The sequence below is a fragment of the Bradyrhizobium oropedii genome (assembly GCF_020889685.1).
GTDB lineage: Bacteria > Pseudomonadota > Alphaproteobacteria > Rhizobiales > Xanthobacteraceae > Bradyrhizobium > Bradyrhizobium oropedii.
Genome location: NZ_JACMYO010000221.1, coordinates 1 through 12,530 on the forward strand (window position 1 = coordinate 1; position 12,530 = coordinate 12,530).

Below are 12,530 nucleotides of genomic sequence, written 5' to 3' on the forward strand. Positions count from 1 at the left end.
CGCCTGCCGCCGCCGCTCCTGCGGCCGCCGCAGTGCCGCCGAAGCAAGCGCCGCAGCCGGCCCGCGCTGCCTGCAACAATCCGAATGCGCTCGGCGTCGCCCGCACTGTCGAGATCGACACGACAGGCGGTCCCGGCTTCGGCTTCGAGCACTTCAAACAGCTCGACTTCCTGCGCGACCACGAGGTGGTGCTGACCTTCGACGACGGTCCGTGGCCGGGCAACACGCCGGCTGTGCTGAAGGCGCTGGCGGACGAGTGCACCACGGGCATCTTCTTCCCGATCGGCAAGCACGCCACCTACCATCCGGAAATCCTGCGGCAGGTCTATGCCGCCGGCCACACCGTCGGCTCGCACACCTGGTCGCACGAAAACCTGAACAACAAGAAGCTGACCGAAGATCAGAAGAAGGACGAGATCGAACGTGGGCTTGCCGCGGTGAAGTGGGCGCTCGAGACCTCACCCTCGCCGTTCTTCCGCTTCCCGGCGCTGCAACATCCGCCAGAAATGGTGACCTATCTCGGCAACCGCAACATCGCGATCTTCTCCTGCGACCTCGACTCCTTCGACTTCAAGTCGAAGAACTCGCAACAGGTGATCGACACCGTGATGAAGAAGCTCGCCAAGCTCGGCAAGGGCATCATCCTGATGCACGACTTCCAGAAGCACACCGCGGAAGCCCTGCCGACGCTGCTGACGCAGCTCAAGGCCGGCGGCTACAAGGTGGTCGCGATGCGCGCGAAATTCCCGGCGACGGTGCTGCCGCAATACGAGCAGGAGCTCGCCAAGGACGTCAAGCTGCCGACCGTGAGCTCGCGGCCGGTGAACAGCGTCGTCACCACGGTCGATCAGTAGACCGCCGGTCATCGTCCTGGTGTCTGCGTTGCGTATCGAGGGTTTCGTCATCGCATCTGCCGACGGCCGGCTGGCGAATGCGCGGAATGTGATGCCCGACGATCTCAAGATCGAGGGCGACAAGCGGTTCTTCACCGCAGCGCTCGACCGTGCCGACCTCGTCGTGCATGGCCGTCACTCCCAGGAAGAGCAGCCGAACGCCCCGAAGCGGCCTCGCCTGATCCTGACAACCAAGGTCGCGACCACCGCGCCCGACCCTGATAATCCGAAGGCGCTGCTGTGGAATCCCGCAGGCTGCCCGTTCGAGACCGCGAGCCGCGAGGCCGGCGTGACATCAGGCATGGTTGCCGTCATCGGCGGCCCCGGCGTGTTCGGCATGTTCATGGACCGCTACGACACGTTCTGGCTCTCTGTCGCATCGAAAGTGCGCATCCCCGACGGCGAGCCGTGCTTTCCCGGCGTCCCTGCCCGCACTCCGCAGCAGGTGCTCGCTGCACACGGCCTTCACGCCGGCGCGTCGCAGCTCATCGACCAGAAGCAGGACGTCAGCGTGACGCCGTGGCGGCGCGCGGGATAGCATTGTAGAGCGAGCTGGCTAAGCGTAACCCGCCGCTCCCTGTTCGAGATCCAATCGGCTGGAATGACGTCGAGAGAAACTTGAACAGCTTTGCCGGAGGAGACTTAGATGCCGGTTTGGTTTGATCTCCTTCAAGCGTGCTGGGTTATCGGTTTCATGATTTTGGGGTTCTGGATTTGGATTCTTGGCAAGGAGGTGCGGGTGAATGTCTTGGCGGGCGTCTCCAAGTGGAAGCACTGGTTGCTTCGAGGAATGCCAGCGCGCGATGAACTCAACGAAAGGGGGAGGATACTTCGGCGCCGATATTATCGCCTCGTGTGGATCATGATCCCCTATTTCCTTGGTGGAGGGCTGCTGTTTCGGTACCTCAAAACGCATCTGTAGATAATTGACTAGCGTTACTACCGCTGCGACGCTTCCGCCACAATATGCCGATGCCTATACGTCCCCATACGCGGGGTCGTCGCGGCGCGGGCCGCGGCCGTAGCCGGCGATGATGAACAGCGCGCCGATCAGCGACAGGTTCTTCAGCGCATCGATCAGGGTTCTGAAGTTGTCAGGCGCCGGCTGGTTCCAGAAATCATGAAAGTAGAAGGTGACGACGCACACGTAGATGATCAAAAGGAGCGCGAAGAACCGCGCCAGCAGGTTCACCGCGATCATCAGCCCGGCGAGGATCTCGAAGCCACCGATGGTGATCGCGAGCAACTGCATGAACGGCATCCCGACGAAGGTTTCGATCTGCTGCGTGTAGGGCGCGGCGATGGCCGGGATCGTCAGCTTCGCCGCGATCACATCCGCCGTTGCCTGGATGCCGAACAGCTTGCTCGCTCCTGAATAGAGGAACAGCACGGCGAACAGAATCCGTCCGAAGGTGATGAACGCTGGCATGGGTCGGCCTCACTAGATGGCGGAAATCGGACGAAGCAGGCGGAACGATTATGGCCGCCCCGCCTGTTTCGATCAAATCGAATCCATCTCGGCTCAAGCACGATCCGGAAAACAGCGCTGCGGTTTTCCGAACATAACGTGCTCAAACAACCCCGTCAGCCGAACAGCGTCGGCTGCGCGCGACCGGCCCGCTCCTGTGCCTCGACCGCGGCAACCGCGGTCATGTTGAGGATGCCGCGCGCCGTCACGCCGGGGGTGAGGATGTGCGCCGGGCGCGCCGGACCGATCAGGATCGGCCCCACCGGCAACGCGTTGGCCAGCGATTTGATCATCTGATAGGCAATGTTGGCGGCGTCGAGGTTCGGCATGATCAGGATGTTGGCCTCGCCTTCGAGCCGCGATTGCGGCAGCACCATCCGCCGCGCCACGGCCGACAGCGCGGTGTCGCCCTGCATTTCGCCGTCCGCCTCGATCTCCGGATGCTTGTCCTTCAGGAGCTGGGTGGCCCGCCGCATCTTGCGCGAGGAATCCGTATCATAGCTGCCGAAGTCGGAATGTGACACGAAGGCGACCTTCGGCTTGAAGGCGAAGCGTTGGACGTGGATCGCCGCGAGCGATGCCACTTCCGCCAGTTCCTCCGCACTCGGGTTCGGCCGCACCTGGGTGTCGGCGAGGAAATGGGCGCCGGTGGAGGTGATCATCAGCGCCAACGCGGCATAGTCGCTGACACCCGGCAGGAAGCCGATGATCTCGCGGACGTGGCGCAGGTGGCTCATGTAGCGGCCCTCGACGCCGCACAGCATCGCATCGGCCTCGCCGCGCGACACCGCAAGTGCTGCGATCACCGTGTTGTTGGTGCGGACCACGGTACGTGCGCCCTCCGGCGTGACGCCACGCCGGCCGGCGACGTCGATGTAGGACTGCACATAGGAGCGGTAGCGCGGATCGTCCTCGGGATTGACGAGATCGAAGTCGCGGCCGGCCTTGATCGACAGCCCGAAGCGCTTGATCCGCGTCTCGACCACCGACGGACGGCCGACCAGGATCGGCCGCGCCAGCTTCTCCTCGAGCACCACCTGCGTCGCGCGCAGCACGCGCTCGTCCTCGCCTTCGGCGTAGATCACGCGCACCGGCTGGGTCTTCGCCTTGGCAAACACCGGCTTCATGGTCAGGCCGGAGCGGAACGCAAAGCGTTCGAGGTTGGCGGCGTATTCGTCGAAATTGGTGATCGGCCGGGTCGCGACGCCGGACTCGATCGCGGCCTTGGCGACAGCCGGCGCGATACGCAGGATCAGGCGCGGATCGAACGGGCTCGGGATCAGCGAGCCCGGACCGAACCCCTGGGTCTCGCCGGTTTCGAAGCCATGCGCCACCGCATCCGACGGCGGATCGCGCGCGAGCTGCGCGATCGCATCCACCGCGGCATGCTTCATTGCCTCGTTGATCGCGGTGGCGCCCACGTCGAGCGCGCCGCGGAAGATGAAGGGGAAGCACAACACGTTGTTGACCTGGTTCGGATAGTCCGACCGGCCGGTGCAGATCATCGCGTCGGGCCGCGCCGCGCGCGCCTCTTCCGGCATGATCTCCGGCACCGGATTGGCAAGCGCCATCACCAGCGGCTTGTCGGCCATCTGCTTGACCATTTCAGGCTTCAGCACGCCCGGCGCCGACAGCCCGATGAAGATGTCCGCGCCCGGAATGACGTCGGCCAGCACACGCGCGTCGGTCTTCTGCGTATAGACCGCCTTCCAGCGGTCCATCGTGGTGTTGCGGCCATCATAGACCACGCCGTCGATGTCGCAGACCCAGATGTTCTTGCGCTGCGCGCCCATGGAGACCAGGAGATTGAGGGTCGCGATCGCAGCGGCGCCGGCGCCGGAGCAGACGATCTTCACATCGGACAGTTGCTTGCCGTTCAACAGCAGCCCGTTGACGATCGCGGCGGCGACGATGATGGCGGTGCCATGCTGGTCGTCGTGGAACACCGGGATCTTCATGCGCTCCTTGAGCTGCCCCTCGATCTCGAAGCACTCCGGCCCGCGGATGTCCTCCAGATTGATGCCACCGAAGGTCGGCTCCAGCGCGGCGACGGTCTCGACCACGCGCTCGATCGTGTTGGCATTGATCTCGATGTCGAACACATCGATGCCGGCGAATTTCTTGAACAGCACCGCCTTGCCTTCCATGACGGGCTTGGAGGCCAGCGGACCGATATTGCCGAGACCGAGCACGGCGGTGCCGTTCGAGACCACGGCCACCAGGTTGGCGCGAGCAGTCAACGTCGCCGCCTCGGCCGGGTTCTTGGCGATCTCGGTGCAGGCGGCGGCTACGCCGGGCGAATAGGCCAGCGCCAGGTCGCGCTGGTTGGCGAGCGGCTTGATCGCCTGGATCTCGAGCTTGCCCGGCCGCGGCAGCCGGTGATAGGCGAGCGCGGCGTTATGGAGTTCTTCAGACGATGACGACATACGTGCTCCCCGCGTTTCCGGCCCAAATTTCTTGTTTCTGTGCTAATCCAGGCAAAAGTCAGTTGTCCGGCAAATCGAGCTGGATGTGAAGCATGTCCAGCCGCTTGGATGCAACATCCGATAATGTCCCCGTCAACAGGCCCGGGCGGGCCCATTCATCGATGCTGCACCTTCCGACCGCCGCTTGGCAATTTTTTTCCCTTGATGATCCGGAGTTGACCGAATGAAGAAAATTCTGCTCGGCCTGGTCGCCGTCGCAGTTGTCGCGGCCGGCGGCTACTTCGGTCTCGACTTCTATGCCCAGCGCCGGGTTACGCGCGACGTCGAGGCCGCCTTCGAGCAGATCCGTGCCGGCGGCGCCAAGGCGAGCCACGGGAAGATCGCCTTCGACACCAAGAGCCGCACCCTGACGATTTCGGACATCGCCACCGAGTCGGGCGCGCAATCCCCTGTTAACGTCAAGATTGCCAGCCTCACGATGACGGGCCTCGGTCAGCCGGAGGCCGCGCGGGTCTCCGCCGACAACGTCGCATTCAATGATGTCGAGATCGGCGTGACGGGGGGACCGACCGCGACGACCGCCTCCCTGACCTACAAAGTGCCGCGGATCACGGTGAAGGAATATTCCGGTCCCGCCGGACTGCCTCAGCTTCCGGCCTCGTCGTCGATCTTCGAGCTGTACCGGTTCGCATTGGCCCAGCTCGCGAGCATCAACGCCTCATCGGTGACCGCGCCCACATTGACGGGAACGATGACCTTCGGCGCTGCAGCACATGCCGGTGACGGCGCCGGCGGCACGTTCGACTATTCGGGCCTTGCCATCGAAGGTATGAAGGACGGAAAGATCGCCTCCAGCAAGACCGACAAGGTTACGTTCACGATCAACTCGCAGGTAGCGGGCAAGGCGCTCAAGACGACCGGCGATCTTGCGAATATGGTCGCGACCGATATCGACGTCGGCGCGATGGCGGCGATATTCGATCCGGCCAAGGCCAACGACGACAGGGACTATCGGGTTCAGGGGCACGTTTCAGCTGGTCCCTATGTGATAACAGCAAAGACTGATGACGTCGCCGCCATGCCTGGTATGAACATGCGGATCGAGGGCGTCACCGTCGACGACGTCAGGATCAATCCGTCGCGGATGCAACTGCCGGCGCTGTTGGCGATGATCCCGCCGCAGGGGACCGCACCGCCGAGCCCGGCGCAGGCGCGCGAGCTGTTGGAAAAAGTAGCTGGCCTCTATTCGGGTGCCGGCATCGGAAATGCCGAGATGCACGGGTTCTCGATCGAGACGCCGAAAGGCCCGCTCAAGCTTGCCTCGATGCGCTTCAACTTCGAACACGGCAAGATCGGCGAGCTTGCGGTCGAGGGACTTGATGGCAATGCCCAGAACGGCCCTTTCAAGGTCGGACGTTTCGCGCTGAAGTCGCTCGATGTCGCGAGCCTCATGCGGCTCTCGGCGCAGTTCGCTGGACAGAAGCCGTCGCCTGAACAGGCGCTGGCGCTGCTCCCGCTGATCGAGGGCGTCGAGGTCAAGGCTGTCACCTCGCCCTACAAGGCGACCGGCAAGCCGGTCAACATCGATGTCCTCAGTCTCGACTGGGGTCAGTTCGTCGGACCGATCCCGAGCAAGCTGCGGCTGGTCGCGAAGATGGCGGCGCCGCTGGATGCAACCGATCCGCAACAGCAAGCGCTTGTCGCAGCCGGAATCGACCGGATGGCGATCGATGCCGATCTCGGTGCTGCCTGGACCGAGGCGTCACGCGCGTTCGCGCTCGAGCCGGTCAAGCTCGACATGGCGGGCCTGCTGCACGCATCGGCGAAGGTCGCGCTCGCCAACGTTCCGCGCGAGGCGTTTTCGACCAGTGCTGCGGAGTCCATGGGCGCGGCCGCGCAGATCGAGGCCGGCACGATCGAGCTTGTCGTCCACGACCTCGGCGTCATCGACCTCGCGGTCGCCCAGTTCGCCCGCACCCAGAACGTCGGCCGCGACGAAGCGCGCAAGGCCATCCTCGACAGCATCAAGGCGCAGAGCGATGCGATCGGCGCAGCCAATCCGGATGCCACCGCCCTCGTCACCGCCATCAGCCAGTTCATCGAGACGCCGGGACAGACGCTCGTCATCAAGCTGACCCCGCGCGCCAAGGCGCCGGCGCTTCAATTGATGCAGTTGCTCAAGACCGATCCGCAATCGGCGCTGGCGCAATTCAAGATCGAGGCGTCGACGGGGTTGTGAACTCCTGCCCTATTGGGGCAACGCACTCTCCACGTTGTCATGGCCGGGCTTGTCCCGGCCATCCACGTCTTTCTTCAGGTGGAAACCAAAGACGTGGATGCCCGGGACAAGCCCGGGCATGACGAGTTTTGCGGACTGCGGACCGAGCTACCCCTTCGCCGGCAGGTTGGTCCGGATGTGCAGCTCCTTGAGCTGCTTCGGCGTTGCTTCCGACGGCGCGCCCATCAGCAAGTCCATCGCCTGCTGGTTCATCGGGAACAGCGAGATCTCGCGCAGATTGTTGGTGCCGCACAACAGCATCACGATGCGGTCGAGGCCGGCCGCCATGCCGCCGTGCGGCGGCGCGCCGTACTGGAACGCACGGTACATGCCGCCGAAGCGGTCGACGACTTCCTGCTCGCCATAGCCTGCGATCTCGAACGCCTTCACCATCGCTTCCGGCTTGTGGTTGCGGATGCCGCCGGAGGCGATCTCGTAGCCGTTGCAGGCGATGTCGTACTGGAACGCCTTGATGGTCAGCGGATCCTGCGACTTCAGCGCATCGAGGCCGCCCTGCGGCATCGAGAACGGGTTGTGCGAGAAGTCGACCTTCTTGTTCTCCTCGTCATACTCGTACATCGGGAAGTCGACGATCCAGGCGAGCTCGAAGCGATCCTTGTCGATCTGGTTCAGCTCCTCGCCGAGTCTCGTTCGGGCAAGGCCGGCGAACTTCCAAAACTTTTCCGGGTCGCCCGCGACGAAGAAGACAGCGTCTCCGGCCTCCAAACCCAAACGATGGCGCATGACCTCGGTCCGCCCCTGCCCTAGATTGTTGGCGACCGGACCTTTACCGACAACTAAGTCCTGGAGCTCCATCCATTTGGCCACGTCTGGATGCCCTTCCTGTCGGAGAGCCTCCATAATCGATTCACGTACGCTGCCAGCCTCGGGACCCTTCTCCTGTGCGAAGAAGATGTAGCCCAGGCCAACTTGCCCCTCACCCTGAGCCCACGAGTTCATGCGGTCGCAGAACGCGCGACTACCGCCGGTCTTGGCAGGGATCGCCCAGACCTGGTTCTTCGGGTCTTCCAGCATCCGCGCGAACACTTTGAAGCCGGAGCCGCGGAAGTACTCGGAGACGTCCTGCATCACGATCTTGTTGCGCAGGTCGGGCTTGTCGGAGCCGTATTTGCGCACGGCTTCGGCAAACGGAATCCGCGGCCAGTTCTTGGTCACCGGCTTGCCCTTGGCAAAGTCCTCGAACACGCCGGTGATCACCGGCTCCATCGCCGCGAACACATCGTCCTGGGTGACAAAACTCATCTCAACGTCGAGCTGATAGAACTCGCCCGGCAGGCGGTCGGCGCGCGGGTCCTCGTCGCGGAAGCACGGCGCGATCTGGAAGTAGCGGTCGAAGCCCGACATCATCAAGAGCTGCTTGTACTGCTGCGGCGCCTGCGGCAGCGCGTAGAACTTGCCGGGATGGATGCGCGACGGCACCAGGAAGTCGCGCGCGCCTTCCGGCGACGACGCCGTCAGGATCGGGGTCTGGAATTCGAAGAAGCCCTGCTCCTTCATCCGCTTGCGCATGGAATCGACCACCGCGCCGCGGGTCATGATGTTCTGGTGCAGCTTCTCGCGACGCAGGTCGAGGAAGCGGTATTTGAGCCTGATGTCTTCAGGATATTCCTGCTCGCCGAACACCGGCAGCGGCAGCTCGGCCGCCGGGCCCAGCACCTCGATCTCCTTGATGTAGATCTCGATCAGGCCGGTCGGCAGTTCCGGATTGTCGGTGCCGGCGGGACGGCGGCGCACTTTGCCGTCGATCCGCACCACCCACTCGGAGCGGAACTTCTCGACCTCGGCGAACGCCGGCGAGTCCGGATCGGCCACGCATTGGGTGATGCCGTAATGGTCGCGCAGATCGACGAACAGCACGCCGCCATGGTCGCGGACCCGGTGGACCCAGCCTGACAGCCTGGCCGTCTGGTCGATATCGCTCTCACGGAGCGCGCCGCATGTGTGTGACCGGTAGCGATGCATATTCGTTCCAAAACTGATGTCGGAGGGTCCAATCGCGACAGGGCCAAAATGCCCTGTCCGAAGTTGCCGAGGGTTTACCCGACGAGGCCGGGTGCGGCAACCAATGGAACGGCCGGTTTCGCCCCGAAACTGCAGATTCTGCGGCGGTCCGGCGCCAATCGTTTGCCTATTCGGCCCGCAGGCCTATCTTCGGGATATGACCATCCATTTCCCGTTCCAGAACACCTATTCGGCGCTGCCGGCGAACTTTTTCGCCCGCGTCGCGCCGACCCCGGTGGTCGCCCCCCGGCTGATCAGGCTGAACCGGCCGCTCGCGGTCCAGCTCGGGCTGGATCCGGACCTGCTATCGACGCCGGAGGGCGCCGAAATCCTCGCCGGCAAGCAGCTGCCTGACGGCGCCGACCCGATCGCGATGGCCTATGCGGGCCACCAGTTCGGGCACTTCGTGCCCCAGCTCGGCGACGGCCGTGCCATCCTGCTCGGCGAGGTCATCGACAAGAACGGCATCCGCCGCGACATCCAACTCAAGGGATCTGGCCCGACCCCGTTCTCCCGCCGCGGCGACGGCCGCGCCGCGCTGGGTCCGGTCTTGCGCGAATACATCGTCAGCGAGGCGATGTTCGCCTTGGGCATCCCGACCACCCGTTCGCTGGCTGCCGTCGTCACCGGCGAGCCCGTGATGCGCGAGACCGCGCTGCCGGGCGCGGTGCTGACCCGCGTTGCCGCGAGCCACATCCGCGTCGGCACCTTCCAGTTCTTCGCCGCCCGCGGCGACACCGACGGCGTGCGTGCGCTGGCCGACCATGTCATCGCCAGGCACTATCCCGAGCTGAAGGACGCCGCCCAGCCCTATCACGCCCTGCTCGCCGGCGTTGTGGCGCGGCAGGCTGCGCTGGTCGCGCGCTGGCTGCTGGTCGGCTTCATCCATGGCGTGATGAACACCGACAACACTTCGATCTCCGGCGAGACCATCGACTACGGCCCCTGCGCCTTCCTCGATGCCTACAATCCGGCGCAGGTGTTCTCCTCGATCGACGAGATGGGCCGCTACGCCTATGCCAACCAGCCGCGCATTGCGCTGTGGAATCTGACCCGGCTCGCCGAGTGCCTGCTGCCGCTGTTCGCCGACGAGCAGGAAAAGGCCATCGAGCAGGCACAGACGATCCTCGGCGAATTCCCCGAAAAATTCACCGCGGCCTATCAGGCCGGGCTGCGCGCCAAGGTCGGCCTGTTCACCGCGCGCGACGGCGACGAGGCGCTGATCCAGGATCTGCTCGATGCGATGGCGAAGAACGCTGCCGACTTCACGCTGACGTTCCGCCATCTCGGGGATGCCGCAGCGGAAGACGCCGCCGACGTCCGCGCGCAGTTCACCGGTCCCGCAGCGTTCGATGAATGGGCCGCCCGCTGGCGCACGCGCCTTGCTCTCGAACCGCAGAGCGCGGCCGAGCGCAGGGCCGCGATGAGTGCCGTCAACCCGGCCTTCATCCCGCGCAACCATCGCATCGAGGCGGTGATTGCGGCCGCCGTCAACAATGACGACTACACCCCGTTCGAGGAATTGCTGACGGTGCTGGCAAAGCCCTACGAGGACCAGGCGCAGTTCGCGGCCTACGCCGATCCGCCGCTGCCCGAGCAGATGGTGACGCAGACGTTCTGCGGGACATAACCAACCCCGTCATTGCGAGGAGCAAAGCGACGAAGCAATCCATTCATCCGTGCATGCCGGCCGATGGATTGCTTCGCTCCGCTCGCAATGACGCGGCGAAGCATCCGCTCTGCTTCACACCGTCACCACGATCTTGCCGAACTGCGTGTTCGACTCCAGAAACCGATGCGCCGCGACGATCTCCTCGAACGGAAACGTCCTGGCGATGACCGGCTTCAGCGCCCCTTCGGCAAGCCCGTCGAGGATGAACGCCTTCGCCGCCGCGAGCCGCGCCGGATCCTGCACAACCTCATGCACGCGGTAGCCGCGCAGGATCAGGCTCTTGCTCAACACAGTGAACAGCGGAAACGGCGTCGGCTCGGGGCTGAGCCCGCCATACTCGATCAGGATGCCGCCGTGCGCCATCGCTGCCGTCAGCGGCACGAAGACAGGGCCACCGACCGGGTCGAGCACGACACGAACGCCGTCGGGACCCGCGATCTGCTCCAGTCTTGACTGCAGATCCTCTTCCTCGGACGCGATCACATGCGCGGCGCCCGCATCGCGCAATGCCTGCGCCTTGGCTGAACTCCGCGTCACCGCGATCGGGATTGCACCGATACGATTGGCGATCTGGATCGCGGCGAGCCCGACGCTGCTCGATGCCGCCGTGATCACGGCGAACTCGCCTCGGACAAGCCGCGCAACGTCGATCAGGGCGCCGTACGCCGTGAGGTATTGCATCCACACCGCGGCCGCCATCTCGAACCCCAGCGCCGGCGGATGCTTCACCACCAGCTCGGCCGGGAAGTTGGCGAGTTCGGCATAGGCCGGCCACCGCGCCATCGAGATCGGCGGCACGATGCTGACGGCATCCCCCGGCGCGAAACCGCCGACGCCCTCGCCGATCGCTTCGACGAGGCCGGCGGCCTCGAGGCCGAGGCCGGACGGCAGCGGCGGCGTCTCGATATAGGTTCCGCTGCGCATCAAGGCCTCGGCGCGGTTCAGTCCGAGCGCCTTGATCCGGATCTGGATCTCGCCGCGCCCGGGCGGCTCGATCGCAACGTCCTCGATGCGCAGCACCTCGGGACCGCCAAGTTGATGAAAACGAACGACACGAGCCATTGGCTGCACTCCAGACAGTTGAATTGCAAAACAGTTCAATTGAATGAGCTATGCCAGGGCGAATTGAGCAGATAAATCATCGTCCAGACCCAACAGTCAAAACTGGGAGTTTCGAATGATGGACCGCCTCACCAGCATGGCCGTCTTCCTCAGGGCGGTCGATCTCGGCTCCTTCGCGGCCGCCGCCGAGGCGCTCGAGATGTCCGGCCCGATGGTCGGCAAGCATGTCCGCTTTCTCGAGGATCGCCTCGGTGTCCGCCTGCTCCACCGCACCACGCGGCGTCAGAGCCTGACCGAGTTCGGACAAGCCTATTATGATCGTTGCCGCGCAGTGCTCACTGAGGCGGAAGCCGCCGACGCGCTTGCGGCCGATCAACTGTCCGAACCGCGCGGGCGGCTGCGGGTGACGATGCCAGCGCTGCTCGGCCGCCGCTGCGTCGTCCCCGCGCTGCTCAAGCTCGCGCAGAAATATCCCGCGCTGGAGCTCGATCTTGCGTTCGGCGATCCGGTCGCCGACCTGATGGAGGGCGGCTACGACCTTGCGATCAGGACCGGCGATCTCACCGCGCCGTCCGGCGTGATCGCGCGGCGCATCGCACGCCAGCGCATGGTGGTGTGCGGCTCGCGCGCCTATCTAAAAGCCCACGGCAGGCCGCGCGCGCTCGACGAGCTCGGCCGGCATCAGGCGATCGTCTATCGCCGCCTGGGG

Annotated in this window: 10 protein-coding genes; 6 read left to right on the plus strand and 4 right to left on the minus strand. The window is 64.6% G+C overall.

The features are described from left to right. The 3 genes from H8A95_RS37260 to H8A95_RS37270 all read left to right on the plus strand — a co-directional run. Nucleotides 1–854: polysaccharide deacetylase family protein (locus tag H8A95_RS37260; protein WP_229187600.1), on the plus strand; the 854-nt coding region annotated here is incomplete at its 5' end. A gap of 19 nt (nucleotides 855–873) precedes the next feature. Then, the gene (locus tag H8A95_RS37265) at nucleotides 874–1,431 is read left to right on the plus strand and encodes a dihydrofolate reductase family protein (protein WP_229187601.1); all 558 of its coding nucleotides are present in this window, start codon (nucleotides 874–876) and stop codon (nucleotides 1,429–1,431) included. Nucleotides 1,432–1,539: 108 nt separating this feature from the next. Then, on the plus strand, nucleotides 1,540–1,815 hold the full coding sequence (locus H8A95_RS37270; RefSeq protein WP_229187602.1) for a hypothetical protein: 276 nt from the start codon (nucleotides 1,540–1,542) through the stop codon (nucleotides 1,813–1,815). A gap of 54 nt (nucleotides 1,816–1,869) precedes the next feature. Here H8A95_RS37270 and H8A95_RS37275 read toward each other — a convergent pair whose 3' ends face one another. Further along, complete coding sequence (locus H8A95_RS37275; RefSeq protein ID WP_163151140.1) at nucleotides 1,870–2,322, minus strand: DoxX family protein; 453 nt, start codon at nucleotides 2,320–2,322, stop codon at nucleotides 1,870–1,872. A gap of 155 nt (nucleotides 2,323–2,477) precedes the next feature. Beyond that, entirely contained in the window at nucleotides 2,478–4,787 is a 2,310-nt protein-coding gene (locus H8A95_RS37280) for an NADP-dependent malic enzyme (protein WP_229187603.1), read from the minus strand. A 223-nt stretch (nucleotides 4,788–5,010) separates the two neighbouring features. On the opposite strand from H8A95_RS37280, the gene H8A95_RS37285 reads away from it, so the two are divergent. Further along, nucleotides 5,011–7,026 (plus strand): hypothetical protein, encoded by a 2,016-nt coding sequence (locus H8A95_RS37285; RefSeq protein ID WP_229187604.1) that lies wholly within the window; start codon nucleotides 5,011–5,013, stop codon nucleotides 7,024–7,026. Between the two features lie 147 nt (nucleotides 7,027–7,173). Here H8A95_RS37285 and aspS read toward each other — a convergent pair whose 3' ends face one another. Continuing rightward, complete coding sequence (aspS, locus tag H8A95_RS37290) at nucleotides 7,174–9,048, minus strand: aspartate--tRNA ligase (protein WP_229187605.1); 1,875 nt, start codon at nucleotides 9,046–9,048, stop codon at nucleotides 7,174–7,176. Between the two features lie 196 nt (nucleotides 9,049–9,244). On the opposite strand from aspS, the gene H8A95_RS37295 reads away from it, so the two are divergent. After that, on the plus strand, nucleotides 9,245–10,717 hold the full coding sequence (locus H8A95_RS37295) for a protein adenylyltransferase SelO (protein ID WP_229187606.1): 1,473 nt from the start codon (nucleotides 9,245–9,247) through the stop codon (nucleotides 10,715–10,717). Between the two features lie 114 nt (nucleotides 10,718–10,831). Here the strand turns inward: H8A95_RS37295 and H8A95_RS37300 are convergent, their stop codons facing one another. After that, nucleotides 10,832–11,821, minus strand: coding sequence for a zinc-dependent alcohol dehydrogenase family protein (locus H8A95_RS37300; protein ID WP_229187607.1), 990 nt, complete (start codon nucleotides 11,819–11,821; stop codon nucleotides 10,832–10,834). Between the two features lie 118 nt (nucleotides 11,822–11,939). Here H8A95_RS37300 and H8A95_RS37305 point away from each other — a divergent pair. After that, a partial coding sequence (locus tag H8A95_RS37305; RefSeq protein ID WP_229187608.1) for a LysR family transcriptional regulator occupies nucleotides 11,940–12,530 on the plus strand: 591 nt, incomplete at its 3' end.

Excerpts from the sequence above, each read along its gene's own strand:
- H8A95_RS37280 (WP_229187603.1), bottom strand. The coding sequence starts at position 4,787 with ATGTCGTCATCGTCTGAAGAACTCCATAACGCCGCGCTCGCCTATCAC.
- H8A95_RS37295 (WP_229187606.1), top strand. The coding sequence starts at position 9,245 with ATGACCATCCATTTCCCGTTCCAGAACACCTATTCGGCGCTGCCGGCG.
- H8A95_RS37285 (WP_229187604.1), top strand. The coding sequence starts at position 5,011 with ATGAAGAAAATTCTGCTCGGCCTGGTCGCCGTCGCAGTTGTCGCGGCC.
- aspS (WP_229187605.1), bottom strand. The coding sequence starts at position 9,048 with ATGCATCGCTACCGGTCACACACATGCGGCGCGCTCCGTGAGAGCGAT.
- H8A95_RS37275 (WP_163151140.1), bottom strand. The coding sequence starts at position 2,322 with ATGCCAGCGTTCATCACCTTCGGACGGATTCTGTTCGCCGTGCTGTTC.
- H8A95_RS37270 (WP_229187602.1), top strand. The coding sequence starts at position 1,540 with ATGCCGGTTTGGTTTGATCTCCTTCAAGCGTGCTGGGTTATCGGTTTC.
- H8A95_RS37300 (WP_229187607.1), bottom strand. The coding sequence starts at position 11,821 with ATGGCTCGTGTCGTTCGTTTTCATCAACTTGGCGGTCCCGAGGTGCTG.